Origin of the sequence: Streptomyces sp. TG1A-8 (assembly GCF_030499535.1) — a bacterium.
Lineage (GTDB): Bacteria > Actinomycetota > Actinomycetes > Streptomycetales > Streptomycetaceae > Streptomyces.
The window spans coordinates 1,344,524-1,358,766 of sequence record NZ_JASTLB010000001.1; the positions used below are offsets into that span (position 1 = coordinate 1,344,524).

Annotated in this window: 19 protein-coding genes; 4 read left to right on the forward strand and 15 right to left on the reverse strand. The window is 73.8% G+C overall.

What is annotated here, in order from left to right; translation table 11 throughout:
• Positions 1-7: 7 nt before the first annotated feature.
• On the reverse strand, positions 8-1,627 hold the full coding sequence (locus QQY24_RS05475) for an ABC-F family ATP-binding cassette domain-containing protein (protein ID WP_301971522.1): 1,620 nt from the start codon (positions 1,625-1,627) through the stop codon (positions 8-10).
• 336 nt (positions 1,628-1,963) lie between these two features.
• Between QQY24_RS05475 and QQY24_RS05480 the strand changes: the two genes are divergently transcribed.
• The gene (locus QQY24_RS05480; protein ID WP_301971523.1) at positions 1,964-3,451 is read left to right on the forward strand and encodes a bifunctional phosphatase PAP2/diacylglycerol kinase family protein; all 1,488 of its coding nucleotides are present in this window, start codon (positions 1,964-1,966) and stop codon (positions 3,449-3,451) included.
• Between the two features lie 147 nt (positions 3,452-3,598).
• Positions 3,599-4,420: a class I SAM-dependent methyltransferase gene (locus tag QQY24_RS05485; RefSeq protein ID WP_301971524.1), complete on the forward strand. Its 822-nt coding sequence runs from the start codon at positions 3,599-3,601 to the stop codon at positions 4,418-4,420.
• Between the two features lie 75 nt (positions 4,421-4,495).
• Here the strand turns inward: QQY24_RS05485 and QQY24_RS05490 are convergent, their stop codons facing one another.
• The 12 genes from QQY24_RS05490 to QQY24_RS05545 form a co-directional block, all read right to left on the reverse strand.
• The gene (locus QQY24_RS05490; RefSeq protein ID WP_301971525.1) at positions 4,496-4,777 is read right to left on the reverse strand and encodes a gas vesicle protein K; all 282 of its coding nucleotides are present in this window, start codon (positions 4,775-4,777) and stop codon (positions 4,496-4,498) included.
• Entirely contained in the window at positions 4,774-4,992 is a 219-nt protein-coding gene (locus tag QQY24_RS05495; RefSeq protein ID WP_301971526.1) for a gas vesicle protein, read from the reverse strand. Before QQY24_RS05495 ends, QQY24_RS05490 begins: the two co-directional genes overlap by 4 nt.
• Entirely contained in the window at positions 4,989-5,741 is a 753-nt protein-coding gene (locus QQY24_RS05500) for a GvpL/GvpF family gas vesicle protein (protein ID WP_301971527.1), read from the reverse strand. Before QQY24_RS05500 ends, QQY24_RS05495 begins: the two co-directional genes overlap by 4 nt.
• Positions 5,738-6,073 carry a gas vesicle protein gene (locus QQY24_RS05505; protein ID WP_301971528.1) on the reverse strand — a complete coding sequence of 112 codons (336 nt, stop codon included), beginning with the start codon at positions 6,071-6,073 and terminating at the stop codon, positions 5,738-5,740. The genes QQY24_RS05500 and QQY24_RS05505 overlap by 4 nt, the downstream gene beginning before the upstream one ends.
• Positions 6,070-7,365 carry an SRPBCC family protein gene (locus QQY24_RS05510; RefSeq protein ID WP_301971529.1) on the reverse strand — a complete coding sequence of 432 codons (1,296 nt, stop codon included), beginning with the start codon at positions 7,363-7,365 and terminating at the stop codon, positions 6,070-6,072. The genes QQY24_RS05505 and QQY24_RS05510 overlap by 4 nt, the downstream gene beginning before the upstream one ends.
• A complete protein-coding gene (locus QQY24_RS05515) occupies positions 7,362-8,033 on the reverse strand; it encodes a DNA primase (protein ID WP_301971530.1) in 672 nt (223 codons plus the stop codon). Before QQY24_RS05515 ends, QQY24_RS05510 begins: the two co-directional genes overlap by 4 nt.
• A complete protein-coding gene (locus tag QQY24_RS05520) occupies positions 8,030-8,293 on the reverse strand; it encodes a gas vesicle protein GvpG (protein WP_301971531.1) in 264 nt (87 codons plus the stop codon). Before QQY24_RS05520 ends, QQY24_RS05515 begins: the two co-directional genes overlap by 4 nt.
• A gap of 41 nt (positions 8,294-8,334) precedes the next feature.
• A complete protein-coding gene (locus tag QQY24_RS05525; RefSeq protein WP_301971532.1) occupies positions 8,335-9,105 on the reverse strand; it encodes a GvpL/GvpF family gas vesicle protein in 771 nt (256 codons plus the stop codon).
• Positions 9,102-9,524 (reverse strand): gas vesicle structural protein GvpA, encoded by a 423-nt coding sequence (locus QQY24_RS05530; RefSeq protein WP_301971533.1) that lies wholly within the window; start codon positions 9,522-9,524, stop codon positions 9,102-9,104. The genes QQY24_RS05525 and QQY24_RS05530 overlap by 4 nt, the downstream gene beginning before the upstream one ends.
• Before the next feature lie 70 nt (positions 9,525-9,594).
• Positions 9,595-9,975 carry a gas vesicle protein gene (locus QQY24_RS05535; RefSeq protein WP_301971534.1) on the reverse strand — a complete coding sequence of 127 codons (381 nt, stop codon included), beginning with the start codon at positions 9,973-9,975 and terminating at the stop codon, positions 9,595-9,597.
• Positions 9,976-10,059: 84 nt separating this feature from the next.
• Positions 10,060-11,001, reverse strand: a complete 942-nt coding sequence (ligD, locus tag QQY24_RS05540) for a non-homologous end-joining DNA ligase (protein WP_301971535.1) — start codon at positions 10,999-11,001, stop codon at positions 10,060-10,062.
• On the reverse strand, positions 10,998-11,486 hold the full coding sequence (locus QQY24_RS05545) for an FAD-dependent oxidoreductase (protein WP_301971536.1): 489 nt from the start codon (positions 11,484-11,486) through the stop codon (positions 10,998-11,000). The genes ligD and QQY24_RS05545 overlap by 4 nt, the downstream gene beginning before the upstream one ends.
• A gap of 201 nt (positions 11,487-11,687) precedes the next feature.
• Here QQY24_RS05545 and QQY24_RS05550 point away from each other — a divergent pair, with 201 nt between their 5' ends.
• On the forward strand, positions 11,688-12,650 hold the full coding sequence (locus QQY24_RS05550) for an LLM class F420-dependent oxidoreductase (protein ID WP_301971537.1): 963 nt from the start codon (positions 11,688-11,690) through the stop codon (positions 12,648-12,650).
• A 74-nt stretch (positions 12,651-12,724) separates the two neighbouring features.
• On the opposite strand, the gene QQY24_RS05555 is transcribed toward QQY24_RS05550, so the two are convergent.
• Positions 12,725-13,189, reverse strand: a complete 465-nt coding sequence (locus QQY24_RS05555) for a phage holin family protein (RefSeq protein ID WP_301971538.1) — start codon at positions 13,187-13,189, stop codon at positions 12,725-12,727.
• Positions 13,190-13,283: 94 nt separating this feature from the next.
• On the opposite strand from QQY24_RS05555, the gene QQY24_RS05560 reads away from it, so the two are divergent.
• The gene (locus tag QQY24_RS05560; protein ID WP_301971539.1) at positions 13,284-13,631 is read left to right on the forward strand and encodes a VOC family protein; all 348 of its coding nucleotides are present in this window, start codon (positions 13,284-13,286) and stop codon (positions 13,629-13,631) included.
• 21 nt (positions 13,632-13,652) lie between these two features.
• On the opposite strand, the gene QQY24_RS05565 is transcribed toward QQY24_RS05560, so the two are convergent.
• Complete coding sequence (locus QQY24_RS05565) at positions 13,653-14,225, reverse strand: GNAT family N-acetyltransferase (RefSeq protein ID WP_301971540.1); 573 nt, start codon at positions 14,223-14,225, stop codon at positions 13,653-13,655.
• Positions 14,226-14,243 lie beyond the last annotated feature (18 nt).

Here is a 14,243-nt window from a genome sequence, read left to right on the forward strand (position 1 = left end):
AGGACGGCTAGCGTGCCCGCTCCACCCGGCGTTCGTCCCAGACGGGGGTCGGGGTCTCGCGGACCCGGCCGTCCGCGGCGAAGACCAGGTAGCGGTCGAAGGAGCGGGCGAACCAACGGTCGTGGGTGACCGCGAGGACCGTGCCCTCGTAGGCCTCCAGGCCCTCCTGGAGGGCCTCGGCGGACTCCAGGTCGAGGTTGTCGGTCGGCTCGTCCAGCAGCAGCGCCGTCGACCCCGCCAGTTCCAGCAGCAGGATCTGGAAGCGGGCCTGCTGGCCGCCGGAGAGCCGGTCGAAGGACTGCTCGGCCTGGGCCGTCAGCTCGTAGCGGCGCAGCCGGGACATGGCCGCTCCCCGGTCCTGGGCGTGCTCCTTCCACAGGATGTCCAGCAGGGTGCGGCCCCGCAGCTCGGGGTGGGCGTGGGTCTGCGCGAAGTGACCGGGCACGACCCGCGCGCCCAGCCTGAACCGCCCCGTGTGCGCCACCTCCTGGCCCGCGAGCAGCCGCAGGAAGTGCGACTTGCCGGAGCCGTTGGAGCCGAGGACGGCGACCCGTTCGCCGTAGAAGACCTCCAGGTCGAAGGGTTTCATCAGGCCGGTCAGCTCCAGCTGCTCACAGGTGAGGGCCCGGACTCCGGTCCGGCCGCCCTTCAGGCGCATGGTGATGTCCTGCTCGCGCGGCGGCTCGGGCGGCGGCCCGGCCTCCTCGAACTTGCGCAGCCGGGTCTGCGCCGCCTGGTAGCGGGAGGCCATCTCGTGGCTGACCGCGGCGGCCTGGCGCAGGTTCACCACCAGCTTCTTCAGCTGGGCGTGCTTCTCGTCCCAGCGGCGGCGCAACTCCTCGAAGCGGGCGAAGCGTTCGCGGCGGGCCTCGTGGTAGGTGGCGAAGCCGCCGCCGTGCACCCAGGCGTCGGCGCCGGCCGGGCCGGGCTCCACGGAGACGATCTTCTCGGCGGCGCGGGCGAGGAGTTCGCGGTCGTGGGAGACGAACAGGACCGTCTTGCGGGTCTGCGCCAGCTGCTCCTCCAGCCACCGCTTGCCTGGCACGTCGAGGTAGTTGTCCGGCTCGTCGAGCAGCAGCACCTCGTCGGTGCCGCGCAGCAGCGCCTCCAGCACCAGGCGCTTCTGCTCGCCGCCGGAGAGGGTGCGCACCTGCCGCCACTGGGCGCGCTCGTAGGGGACACCGAGCGCGGCGGTGGTGCACATGTCCCACAGCGTCTCGGCCTCGTAGCCGCGTGCCTCGGCCCAGTCGGCGAGGGCCTGCGCGTACCGCAGCTGGGCGGCCTCGTCGTCCACGGTCATGATCCCGTGCTCGGCCTCGTCCACGGCCTTCGCCGCCTCCCGGATGCGGGGCGGGGCGACGGAGACGAGGAGGTCGCGCACGGTCGTGCCGTCCCGTACGGAGCCGACGAACTGGCGCATCACGCCGAGGCCGCCGCTGACGGTGACCGTGCCGCCGTGCGGCTTCAGCTCGCCGGAGACCAGCCGCAGCAGGGTCGTCTTGCCCGCGCCGTTGGGGCCGACCAGGGCCACGACGGCGCCCTCGCCGACCCGGAAGGACACGTCGCCGAGCAGCGTCCTCCCGTCGGGGAGGTGGTACTCGAGGTGCGCGGCTTCCAGATGTCCCATGGGGAGGCATTGTGCGGGCCGCACCGAAGAAGCCGCAAACGCTTATCCGACGGTTCGCGCGCCGTCGCCCCCTGCCGGGAGGGGCGCCGCCCGGGCGTCCGGCGGGGCACGCGGTCGCCCCGCCGGGTCCGGCGGTTCTCCCGCCGGACCGCCCTTCCCCGTCGGCACGGCCGTGGCGCCGGCCCGGGCCGGTGCCGTGAAGCCGCCGGCCGGGGAGCCTCCGGGACGGCCACGCCGGTGTTCGCCGACGGGCGGGCCGGGCGCGGGCCGGGCGCGGGCCGGGGTGGAGGCGTACACGGGGCGCAAGGAACGGCCGCTTCAGGGTAACCGCACGCCATGAGCCCTGACGTCGACCTGACCGCTGTCCCGAAGAACGGCCGGCACGCCCTGCGGGGGCTGCTCGACCTCGACTCCCGGCTCTTCGAGAGGGCCGCCGAGTGGCACTGGCCCGGCGCCGAACGGGTGCTGCCGAGGCTGAGCCGCGGCGCGAACCACGGCGTGCTGTGGTTCGCGGCGGCGGCGGCGATCGCGGCGAGCCGCACCCCGCGGGCCCGGCGGGCCGCCACCCGGGGCGTCGCCTCGCTGGGCGTGGCCTCCCTGGCCATCAACACGCTCGGCAAGCGGTCGGTGCGCCGGGCCCGGCCGCTGCTGGACCCCGTGCCGCTGGCGCGGCGGCTGAAGCGGCAGCCGATCACCACGTCCTTCCCGTCGGGGCACGCCGCGTCGGCGGCCGCCTTCGCGACCGGGGTGGCCCTGGAGTCGCCGGGGTGGGGCGCGGCGGTGGCGCCGGTGGCGTTCTCCGTGGCGGTGTCCCGCGTCTACACGGGCGTGCACTTCCCGAGCGACGTGCTGGCCGGGGCGGCGCTGGGCGCGGGCGCCGCGTTCGCCGTGCGGGGCCTGGTGCCGACCCGCGCCCAGGTGACGCCGCCGGCCCGGCCCAGGACCGCGGCACCGGCCCTGCCGGAGGGCGAGGGCCTGGTGGTCGTCGCCAACCGGGCCTCCGGCACCTCCGACCGGGTGCGCGTGCTGCAGGAGGCGCTGCCGGGGGCCGAGACGGTCCTGTGCGAGCCGCAGGAGGTGCAGGAGGAACTGGAGAAGGCGGCGGCGCGGGCGCGGGTGCTCGGGGTGTGCGGGGGCGACGGGACGGTGAACGCGGCGGCCGCGGCGGCGTTCCGGCACGGTCTGCCGCTCGCGGTGCTGCCCGGCGGCACGCTCAACCACTTCGCGTACGACCTGAGCGTGGAGAACGAGCGCAAGCTCGCCGACGCCGTCCGGGAGGGCCAGGCGGTGCGGGTGGACATCGGCCGGTTCGTCGCCGGCGACCGCGAGGGCATCTTCCTGAACACGCTGAGCCTGGGCGTCTACCCCGAGCTGGTGCGGGTGCGGGAGCACTGGTCGCCCCGGATCGGGGGCTGGCCGGCCGGGGTGCTCGCGGCGCTGCAGGTGCTGCGCGCCGACCGGCACCCGCTGGAGGTGGAGCTGGGCGGCGAGCGCCGCCCGCTGTGGATGCTGTTCGTCGGCAACGGCGTCTACCACCGGATGGGGCTCGCGCCCGGCCGGCGGACAGACCTGGCGGACGGGCTGCTGGACGTGCGGGTCGTGCACGGCGGCCGCAGGCCCGCGCTGCGGCTGCTGGCCGCCGCGGCGGCGGGTCCGCTCACCCGTTCCCCGGGGCACGCGGCGGTCCAGCTGAACCGGCTGCGGCTCACCGGGGTCGCCCCGGGGACGCCCCTGGCGTACGACGGGGAGGTCACCGAGGTGGGCGGCGACGTGCTGCTGGAGAAGCTGCCCGAGGCCCTGACGGTGTACCGGCCGCTGTCCTGAGGGTCCCGCCCCCGCTCCCGCCCCACCCCCGCTCCGTCCACATGACGGGACGGGGGTCTCATCATGTGGCATGCGCGCGTACCGTGGAACGCACCGCGGGGCGGGGTCGCCGACCCCGCCCCGGGTACGACGAGGAGGGGCACAGCCATGCCGAAGACGCGGGAGACGGCCGTCTACACCCACGGGCACCACGAGTCGGTGCTGCGTTCGCACACCTGGCGGACCGCCGCCAACTCCGCGGCCTACCTGCTCGGTTCGCTCAAGCCGCACATGCGGATCCTGGACATCGGCTGCGGCCCGGGCACCATCACCGCCGACCTGGCGGAACTGGTCCCCGACGGCCACGTCACGGGGGTCGACCACGCGCCGGGGATCCTGGAGCGGGCCCGGGCCACCGCCGCCGGGCGGGGCCTGGCCAACGTGGACTTCGCGGTCGCGGACGTCCACGCCCTGGACTACCCGGACGACACCTTCTGCGTGGTCCACGCCCACCAGGTGCTCCAGCACGTCGGCGACCCGGTGCAGGCGCTGCGCGAGATGCGCCGGGTGACCAGGCCCGGCGGGTTCGTCGCCGTGCGCGACGCGGACTACGCGGCGATGACCTGGTACCCGGAGTCACCCGGCCTGGACGACTGGCTGGACCTGTACGAGCGGGTCGCCCGCGCCAACGGCGGCGAACCCGACGCCGGGCGCCGGCTGAAGGCGTGGGCGCTGGCCGCCGGGCTGCGCGACGTCACGGCCACCTCCAGCACCTGGACCTTCGCCACGCCCGAGGAGCGGGCCTGGTGGAGCGGGCTGTGGGCGGAGCGGACCCTGGCCCCGGCGTACGCCGACCGCGCCACCGGAAGCGCTCACGCGACCGCCGGGCGGCTGGAGGCGGTGTCGCGGGCGTGGCGGGAGTGGGGCGGGCGCGAGGACGGCTGGTTCACGGTCCTGCACGGCGAGATCCTGTGCCGCAAGGAGGCCTGACGGACCGGTTCCGTCCCGCGGGCCGTGGAACCGGGCCCGGGCACCGTCCCGCGGGAGTGCCCGGGCCGGTGCCGCTCAGTCCCGGGGCAGCAGCGGCCCCAGCGGTCCGAGGTCCAGGTTCAGGTCCTCGGGCCGCAGCCCGTAGCGGTCCCGCAGCTCGGCCATCCGGTCCTCCAGGAGCATCAGGGTGAGCCCGATCCGCTCCTCCTGCTCCTCGGTCAGGTCGCCGGTGTCGAAGCGGCGCACCGCCTGCCGTTCCATGAGCTGGCGCAACAGCTCCACCACGGTCAGGACGAGTTTCACCAGGTCCCGCTCCACCGTGTCGGGTTCCAGGTCGAGCCGGTTGCGGGCGGTCATGCGGACTCCTCCACGGGCGGCCGGGCGGCGGGCAGCACCTCGAAGGGCGAGGGAACCTGTTCGTTCACCGAGCTGATCAGGGCGTTCAGGTCGATGCGGACGAGGTCGACGTCCGCGATCCGCAGGGTGATGTCACCGGTGATGACGACCCCGCCGGCCAGCAGCCGGTCGAGCAGGTCGACCAGCGCGACCTCGCGGCGTTCGACGACGGTCACTGCTCCTCCCCGGTGAACGAGTAGGCGGCCCACGGCCCCGTCAGCTCCACGCGGAGCCCGGGCACCTCGTCCTTCGTCCGGTCCACCAGCTCCACGAACTCCTCGGAGTCCGCGCGCCGCACCAGATAGGCGGCGTTGAGCACGTTGCGGCCCGGGGCCCGGGACAGCGCGGAGTTCTGCGGGGGGTGCATCCGGGAGTCCTCGGCGCGCTCCGCGAGCCGCTCGTGCAGGCTCTGCGCGAACGCCTCGGCCCGCTGCCACTTCTCCTCGTTCGCGTGCGTGTCCTGCCGCCTGCGGCGCAGGTAGTCCCGGCCGCTGGCGGGCTTCGCCGGGGGGGCGGGCTCGGCCGGCTCGCTCTCCACGTACACCTTCACCCCCCACTCCACCCGGCCCTCCAGCCGGTCCAGGATGCGGCGGAAGTCGTCCTCGCGCTCCTCGATCATCGCGCGGACCCCGCTGTCGTCCCGGAAGACGGTCGCGAGCCGCAGCGGCAGCGGCGTGGTGACGGTGGTGAGCGCGTCGATGACGCCCTGGTGGGCGCGGGCGGTCGCGGAGAGCCAGTCCAGGTCCTCCAGGTGGGAGCGCAGCGCATCCTCGCAGAAGTCGCCCTCCGGAACCTGGCTGACGACCGCGACCAGCCCGTGGTGGTGCAGCAGTCCCGGCGGGGCACCGCCGACACCGGTCAGCTCGGCCTGCAGGGGCGCGCCGGGCGGACGGCACACGGCGTAGACGTACCGCAGTCCGGTCACGGAGCCTCCCTCGGCACGCGGCCCGATTCCAGTTCCTCCAGGCGCGCCAGGCGTTCGCGCAGTTCGGCGTTCTCCCGGGCCAGTTCGTCCCGGCGTGCCCCGGAGGACAGCGCCGGGTCGGTCTCCCACCAGTCGATCCCCATCTCCTTGGCCTTGTCGACCGAGGCGACGATCAGCCGGAGCTTGATCGTGAGCAGTTCGATGTCGAGCAGGTTGATCCTGATGTCACCCGCGATGACGACACCCTTGTCGAGCACGCGCTCCAGGATGTCGGCGAGGTTGGCCCCTCCGCCCTGTCCGTAGGGCTCGGGGAACCGGCCGGCCGTCGTCATCGACGGCTCCCTCGCTCGGCGTACTCGGGCTCCTCTTCCTCCTCGTACTCCACCTCTTCCTCGTCCTCGTCCTCGTCAGCGGGCGCCTCGGCGTCCGCCGCGTCCTCGTACTCCTCGTCCTCTTCCTCCTCGGGCACCTCGGCGTCCTCGTCGTCCTCGGCGTCCGCCACGTCCTCGGCGTACGGACCCTCCTCGGCGTCCTCTTCCCCGTCCTCGGCGTCCTCGTCCTCGTACGCGGTGTCCTCGTACTCGGCGTCCTCGTCCTCGCCGGCCTCCTCGTCGGCCTCCGCCTCGGGAGCCCCGTCCTCGTCCTCGCCGGCCTCCTCGTCGGTGACGTCCTCGCCGGACGCCTCCTCGTCGGAGGCCCCGGACCGCGAGTCCTCGGCGTCGGAGTCCCGGGCGTCCTGCGCCTGCTGCTCCTCTTCCTCGGCGACCGCGTCCTCGTGGCTGCGCACGACCTCGCCGTCGCGGATCTCACCGCGCCAGCCGTCCTGGGCCTCGCCCTTGAGGCTGATGAAGCGGGCGAAGTTCTTCAGGTCCAGCCTGGCCCGGCGGCCCTGGGCGCGCCAGATGTTGCCGGTCTTCTCGAAGAGGCCGCTCGGGTAGTACTCCATGACCAGCAGGACGCGGGTGAGGTTTTCCCCGAGCGGGTGGAAGGTGATGACGCCCTTGGTGGTGCCCTTGGCGCCCTCCGACGTCCACTGGATGCGGTGGTCGGGCAGCTGCTCGGTGGTGTGGGCCTTCCAGCTGCGGTTGGACCAGAAGACCTTCGCCTGCCAGTCGGAGGTGGTGTCGTCGGCGCGGTTCGCGCTCTTGACGCCCTTGGCGAAGGTGCTGAAGTCCTGGTACTGGGTCCACTGGTCGTAGGCCGTGCGCAGCGGCACGCCGACGTCGATGGACTCCATGATGACGGTGGGCTTGTTGCCCCCTCCGCCCTTTCTCCTGCCCTTCCCACCGCCGCCGAGATTCTTCACCGCGCCCATGACGTTCTCCTTGACGCGCGAGGCCCCGAGTTCCACTGCGGTGCGCAGCGGGCCCTTGCCCTCGGCGAGCTTGCGGCCGCCGTCGAGGGCAAGCTTGGCGAAGCCCGGGCTGTTGCCCTCGGCGATGTCGTTGAGCCTGCTCGTGGTCTGGCCGAGCTTGCGGCCCAGGCCCGCCAGCACGCGCTGGGCCTGGGCTGACAGGTATTCCTGCGCCTCCGACTTCAGGCGGTCGGCGGCCTCACTGTGGGCGAGATCGGTCAACGGGTTGTCCTTGGCCTTGTCCCTGGCCGCCCCGACGGTCTCGGTCATCGGTCATCGCCGCCCTTCGGCAGCTGGGAGCGGGCGCCGCCGGCCGCGGCGGTCTTCTTCGCGGCCGTCTTGCGGCCCGCGTCGGTCCTCTTGGCCGCCGTCTTCTTCGCCGGGGCCTTGGCCTGCGCGGCCTTCTTGGCGGGGGCGTCCTTCGACGGCGCCTTCTTGGCCGCCTTCCTGCGCGGCGGCCCCTCCTGCCGGGCCCCGCCGTCGTCGCCCTCCTGCTCCACCTTGTCACGGTCGCCGGAGTCGCGCTCGGCCGCGTCCCGGCCGTCGGAGCCTGCGCGGGCGTCCTCGTCGTCGCGCTGCTCGTCCCGGTCGTCCTGCTCGTCGGAGCCGGTGCCGGGCACCACCCCGGAGAGCTGGTCGCGCACCTGGGCGGTCCGGCCCTGCAGCCGGTCGGCGAGCGCGGTCATCTGCCGCTCGACCATGGCCCCGGAAGCGGCCTTGCCGACGCCCCGCAGGTCCTGACGGAGCTGGTCCCCGATCTCCTTGAACTGCGGATTGTCACGCAGCTGCTGGCTCACCAGTTCGGCGACTCCCCGGGGGCTCAGGTTGAGCTTCTTGCCGGCCACGAGGGAGCCGACGGCGAGCGCCATCTTCAGTTTCTTCGTACGTCCCAGAAAGTACCCGGCCCCTATGGCGAGGCCCAGTCCCGTGCGGTTCATCGTGTCGTCCCGTCGCCAGTGTTCGTGCCGGAGCGCAGGGCGGTCTCCAGCCGGTCGAGGAGTTCGTCCTCGCGCCGGTCGAACTCCTCCTCGGTGATCTCGCCCGCCTCGAGCTGCTCTTCGAGCCGGGCGAGATCGGCCCGTACGGTGGCGGGGTCGTAGTAGATCCGCTCCGCCTCCTGGAGCACCTGCCTGATCGCCCACGCGCCTCCGCGCACCGGTGCGAAGGGCAGCAGCAGCACCTCGCCGATCAGTCCCATGGTGTTCTCCCTTCCGTCGGGGTCCGTACGGGCCCGGACCGCTATTGCGCGCCGAAGCCCGCGCCGGCCGCGCTGCCCGCGGGCTCGGCGGGGCCGGGCTCCACGAAGCTGTACGGGGGCAGCGGGCCGTTCACCCGCAGCTCCAGGTGGGCGTGGCTCCTGCGGACCTCCTCGACGGCGGCGATGAAGTCCCCGGCCGAGTCGCGGGCCACCAGGAACGACACGTTGAGCAGCCAGCCGGTGGACTGCGGGCCCACGCTGGTCGCGGCGGCGGCCGGCTCCAGCAGGCCCTGCACCTCGGTGGCGTCCTCCCCCTCCTTGGCCTGCACGGCGGCGGCGACCATCTCACCGAGGCGGATCTTGTCCTCGTAACTCCCGCCGCCCGCCTTGCGGTTGGCCTCGGCGAGGGAGCGCAGCTCCGCGTTCTCGGCCATCACGCGGTGCAGGACGGCCTCCTCGACGTGGCTGGCCTTGACGTTGTACTCGACCTTGCCGTCCAGCTCGCGCAGCCGCTCCTGGTAGTGGGCGGAGCGCTCGGTGAGCACCTGGGTGACGGCGTCGTCGTCGGGGGCGACGCTGCCGAACCGCATGGGCAGCACGCAGCCGCCCGTGCCGGCCTCGGCGAGCACATTCTGGTGGGCGAGCAGGTCCCTGCGCTTGGGGCGCAGGTCCTCCGGGGCGTCACTGACCACGGCGGCCAGGTCGCCGGCCGTGAGGACGCGCACCGCCAGCGGCGGCTCGCCCACGCCGGTCGTGCCCTCGGGCAGCGCCGGGTGCGACCGGGCGGTGATCCCGTAGACGTACGTGCTCACTCCTGCTCCTCCTTCCGGCGGGCCGTGGTCTTGCGGGCGCGCGGCCGGGGTTCGGCCTCACCCTCGTCGCGGGCCTGCTTGAAGGCGTCGGATATGGTCTGGGCGGCGCCGGACAGCGCGCCCTTGGACTTGCCGCGGGCACCGGACTCGGTGACCTCGCCGACGATCTCGGGCAGGCCGGGGCTCTTGTTCGGGCCCGACTCCAGGTCGAGGCGGTTGCACGCCTCGGCGAAGCGCAGGTACGTGTCGACGCTGGCGACCACGACCCGGACGTCGATCTTCAGGATCTCGATGCCGACCAGGGAGACGCGCACGAACGCGTCGATCACCAGGCCGCGGTCGAGGACCAGTTCCAAAACGTCGTAGAGGCCGCTGCTGCCGCCTCCGCCGCCGGTCTGCTGTGCCGGTACTACGGTCATGCCGGCCCATCCTCCTCGTAAGTCGTCGATTGCGCGGTGTGCGCGGGAACGCGGTGCGCGGGCGAGCGGCCTAGTGGCCGCCCCGGCGCGCGTCGGCCCGCCCCCGCTCGTAACGGCGGACACGCCGGTAGCCGGTCAGCTCCCCCTCCGGGTCGAGCTCGACCTGGTAGCTCCCCATCAGGCTCATGGTGTCCGGCACCCTCTCCAGTTCGAGGACCTCCACCTCCAGTGACCACCCGTCCTCGGTCTGCTCGAAGGAGGACACCGATTCGGGGGTGAGGCCGGTGAGCTCGGCGAGCTGGGCGCGCGCCTGGCGCAGCACCTCCATGGGGCTCGGCCGGCGGCGGCGCGCCGCGTGCTGCCGTGTGTCGTCCTGCGTCTCCTGCGCTTCCTGCGAATCCTGGGGTTCTTGTGAACTCTGTGACTGAGATGTGTTCTTTGTGTTCGACATGGCCACCTCTCATTGCGGGTGACCGCTAACCCCTTGGCCAAACCTTCACGGGCCCGTGACCGGGCGGGCCCGCATCACCGCAGGTCAGCGCAGGCGCACCAGGCGGCGGCGGGCAGGTGCCAGGGCACGGCCCCGGGTCGGCAGGTCCCGCCAGGGGTCCGCGCGGGCCTGCTCGACGGCGTCGGCGAGGCTCCAGCGGCGGGCGTCGACGCCGGGATCCTCCACCTGCTCCCAGGTCAGGGGCACCGCGACGGGGGCGCCGGGCAGGGCGCGGACGCTGTAGGGGGCGACGGCCGTCTGCGCGTAGCCGTTGCGCTGCACGTCGAGGTACAGGCGGTCGCCGCGTTCGCTCCTGCGGGCCGCGGTGGTGAGCAGGTCCGGCTGCCCGGCCGCGGCGAACCCGGCGACCTCGTGGGCGAATCGCCGCACCTCGTCGAAGTCGTGGCGCCCGTCCAGCGGGACCACGAGGTGCAGTCCGCGCGAGCCGGTGGTCATGGGCGCCGCGGGCAGGCCCAGCTCGTCCAGCAGCTCGTGGAGCAGGCGGGCGGCCCGGCGGACGGCCGCGAAGTCGTCCTCGGCGGGGTCGAGGTCGAAGACCAGCCGGTCGGGGTGGTCGAGCCCGCCGGCCCGGTCGGTGCGGGAGAGCCAGCGGTGCAGGGTCAGGCAGGCCTGGTCGGCGAGGTACAGGAGGGTGGCGGTGTCGTCGCACACCACGTGCGTCACCGTGCCGCCCTCCTTGGTGACCTCGACCCGGTGGACCCAGTCCGGACAGTGCCCGGGGGCGTTCTTCTGCATGAAGCGGGGCCCGTCGATGCCGTCCGGGTGGCGCTCCAGCATCAACGGGCGGCCCCGCAGCTGCGGCAGCAGTTGCGGGGCCACGCTCGCGTAGTAGTCGGCGAGGTCGCCCTTGGTGTACTCCTCCGTCCGCCCGCCGCCCGGGAAGAGCACCTTCCCGGGCCGGTGGACCTCCACGGTGCGGCGGCCCGCCCGCAGGGTCCGCACCCCTTCGCCGTGATCCCGGCTCATCGCACGACCACCTCCTCGACCGGCAGCTTCACCGCCGCCGCGATGCCCGCGGCGTCGGTGCCGGCCGCGTGCAACTGCTCGTCGGGCGCGGCCGAGCCCGGCATCGTGCGCACCGCGAGCCGCACCGGGCGGGGCACGGGCCGGCCGTCAGTGCCGCCGACGGTCAGCACCAGCCGGTCGTAGCCGAGGGCGCCGGCGCCGCCCTCGGGGTCGGTGTAGTGGACGACGCCCCCGTCGAGGTCGACCCGGTCCGCCTCGCCCAGCACCAGCCGCACCCCGCGCAGGGTGCCGGGCGGCGGGACGGTGACCCGGCGGGGCTCCAGCACTCCGGCGGCCACCCGGGGCAGCAGCGGCAGGCACGGGAAGTAGCCGCTCGGGTCGAGCAGCGTCAGGTCGGCACGGCCCCGGACCAGCCGGGCCAGTGCACGGGCAGCCCGGTGACCGGCGAACCCTGCGCCGACGATCACGACGCGAGGTCGACTCACGGTGCGCCTCCGGCGGTGTGGCCCGTCCCAGGCCTTCCGCGTAACCAGGGCCGGGGCGCCCAAACGCCGCGGACGTCACCCGGACGCCCCGGGGGCCCGCGTTTCGGCCGGTCGGCCCGGGGTTACCCGGCCCGGGTCCCAGCAGGAACCAACCGTTCCCGTTCCCGATCCCGACCGAACCGGTCGCGCGGAGGTGCACCCATGCCCGAATTCGGTTACTTCCTGTCGTGCGAGGAATTCGGCCCCGCCGAACTCGTCGAACAGGCCCGCATGGCCGAACAGGCCGGCTTCCAGGCCCTGTGGATCTCCGACCACTACCACCCGTGGAACGACGCGCAGGGCCAGAGCCCGTTCGTCTGGTCGGTGATCGGCGCGCTGTCCGAAGCGGTGTCGCTGCCCATCGAGACGGCGGTGACCTGTCCGACCGTGCGGATGCACCCGGCGGTGGTGGCGCAGGCCGCGGCGACCGCAGCGGTGATGACCGAGGGCCGCTTCCGGCTCGGCGTGGGCACCGGCGAGGCGCTGAACGAGCACATCCTCGGCGACCCGTGGCCGCCGCTGCACGTGCGCCTGGAGATGCTGGAGGAGGCGGTCCAGGTGATGCGCCGGCTGTTCACCGGCGAGGAGGTCAACCACCACGGCACGCACTACACCGTGGAGAACGCCCGTCTCTACACCGTCCCCGACGAGCCCGTCCCGATCGACGTCTCCGGCTTCGGCCCGAAGGCGACCTCGCTCGCCGCGCGGGTGGGCGACGGCTACATCACGATGATGCCGGACGAGGAGATGGTCACCCAGTACCGCAAGGGCGGCGGCGGGGCCAAACCGGTCAGCGGCGGCACGAAGGTCTGCTACGGACCCGACCGCGAGGAGTGCGTCCGCACGGTGCACAGGCTCTGGTACAACGAGCTGCTGCCCGGTGAGATGGGCCAGGTACTTCCCTCGCCGCGCCACTTCGAGCAGTTGTCCGAGCTGGTCACCGAGGACATGGTGCGGGAGAAGACGGTGTGCGGCGACGACGTGGACGAGCACGTAGCGGCACTGAGGGCGTTCGCCGACGCCGGCTTCGACCGGGTGTACGTCAACCAGATCGGGCCCGATCAGCGCGGCTTCTTCGACTTCTACCGGACGAAGGTGCTGCCCCGACTGCGGGAGGGAGGCTGAGGGACGGACCGGCCCCGACCGGCAGGACGCTCCGGCCACGTGATCCGTGGCCGGGGCGTCCTGCCGGTCGGGGGTCAGGCCCGGTGGTGGGGGCCGTCCGGGTCGGCGACGGGGTGGGCCGGGTCGTCATGGGGCATCGGAGGGTAGGGCAGGCCGAGGCCGCTGGGCGGGCCGGCCGGCATCGTGCCGCCGACGACGTGGCCGGTGGAGTGCTCCGGGCGAGTGTGGCGGGTGTGGTGGGTGCCGTGCTTCGGGCGGGCGGCGCCGCGCAGCACGTAGGCGAGGACGCCCAGGACGGCGGCGGTGACCAGCGCGGCCGCCCAGTCGGGCAACCCGGCCGCCAGGCCCAGGCCCAGGGCGAGGGCGAGGGCGGCACCCGCGTACAGGGCGACGGCGCCCGAGGAGGCGTAGAGCATGGCCGTGCGGCGCTGTTTGCGGGTCTGCTCGCGCAGCTCCTCGCGCACCGTCTCACGTGCCACCTGTGCCAGCTCTTCGACAAGGTGCTTGTCCAGGTGTTCCAGGTGATCCAAACGGTCCATGGACCCCGGGTACCCGGGGTGCACGAGGCGTAACGGCGCCGGCCCCGGGACCGGGGTCTGGGCCGGTCCGGCCGTCCCAACTAGGCTCGTGCACATGGAGATTCTGGGCGCCTCACTGCGCATCTGTGTCGACGACCTCGAAGCCGCGGTCCCCTTCTACGAGCGTCTGGCGGGCGTCGGGGCGCTCCGCTTCGCCCGCGGCGGCGTCCAGGTCGCCGCGGTCGGCTCCTTCCTGCTGATGAGCGGCCCCGAGTCCGAACTGGAGGTGCTGCGCCGGGTGTCGGCGACGATCGCGGTGAAGGACGTGGAGGAGGCCCACCGGCTGCTGGCCGACCTGGGCGCCCGGATCGTGGCGGGGCCGGTGCCGACCCCGGCGGGCCGCAGCCTGCTCGCGATGCACCCGGACGGCTCGGTCTTCGAGTACGTCGACCAGACGGGCTGAGCCGGGCGGCGCTCGACGCGGTCAGCCGGTCGTCCGGGGCGGCCGGCCGGCCGGGCGCATCTCGGCGGTCAGCGCCCACCGTTCGTGGTCCCGCCAGGCCCCGTCGACGTGGAGCATCGCGGGCGAGAAGCCCTCCAGGCGGAAGCCGGCGCCGCGGGCCAGCGCGATGGAGGCGGCGTTGCCGGGCTGCACGTTGATCTCCAGCCGGTGCAGTCCCAGCGGTCCGAAGGCGTGGTTGATCACCAGGTCCAGGCCCTCGCGCATCAGCCCCCGCCCGGCCGCGTGGGCGAAGGCGCCGTAGCCGAGCGCGCCGCACTGGAAGCCGCCCCGGACGATGTTGTTGATGTTGATGAACCCGGCGATGGCTCCGTCGTGCTTCTCGCACACCAGGAACCCGGCCCTGGCCGGGTCCTCGATCAGCGGGCGGGCGTAGGCGGCGTAGCCCTCCTCGGTGTCGGGCGGGAACAGCCACGGCCGGTGCAGGTCCCTGCTCTGTCTGGCCCGGGCGGTGAACTCGGCGGCGTCGTCCGGGGTGAAGGAGCGGATGCCCACCCGGGGGCCCTCGGCGAGGTAGCGGGGTGCGGTGTGCGGCATCCGGCCAGACTACGCGGC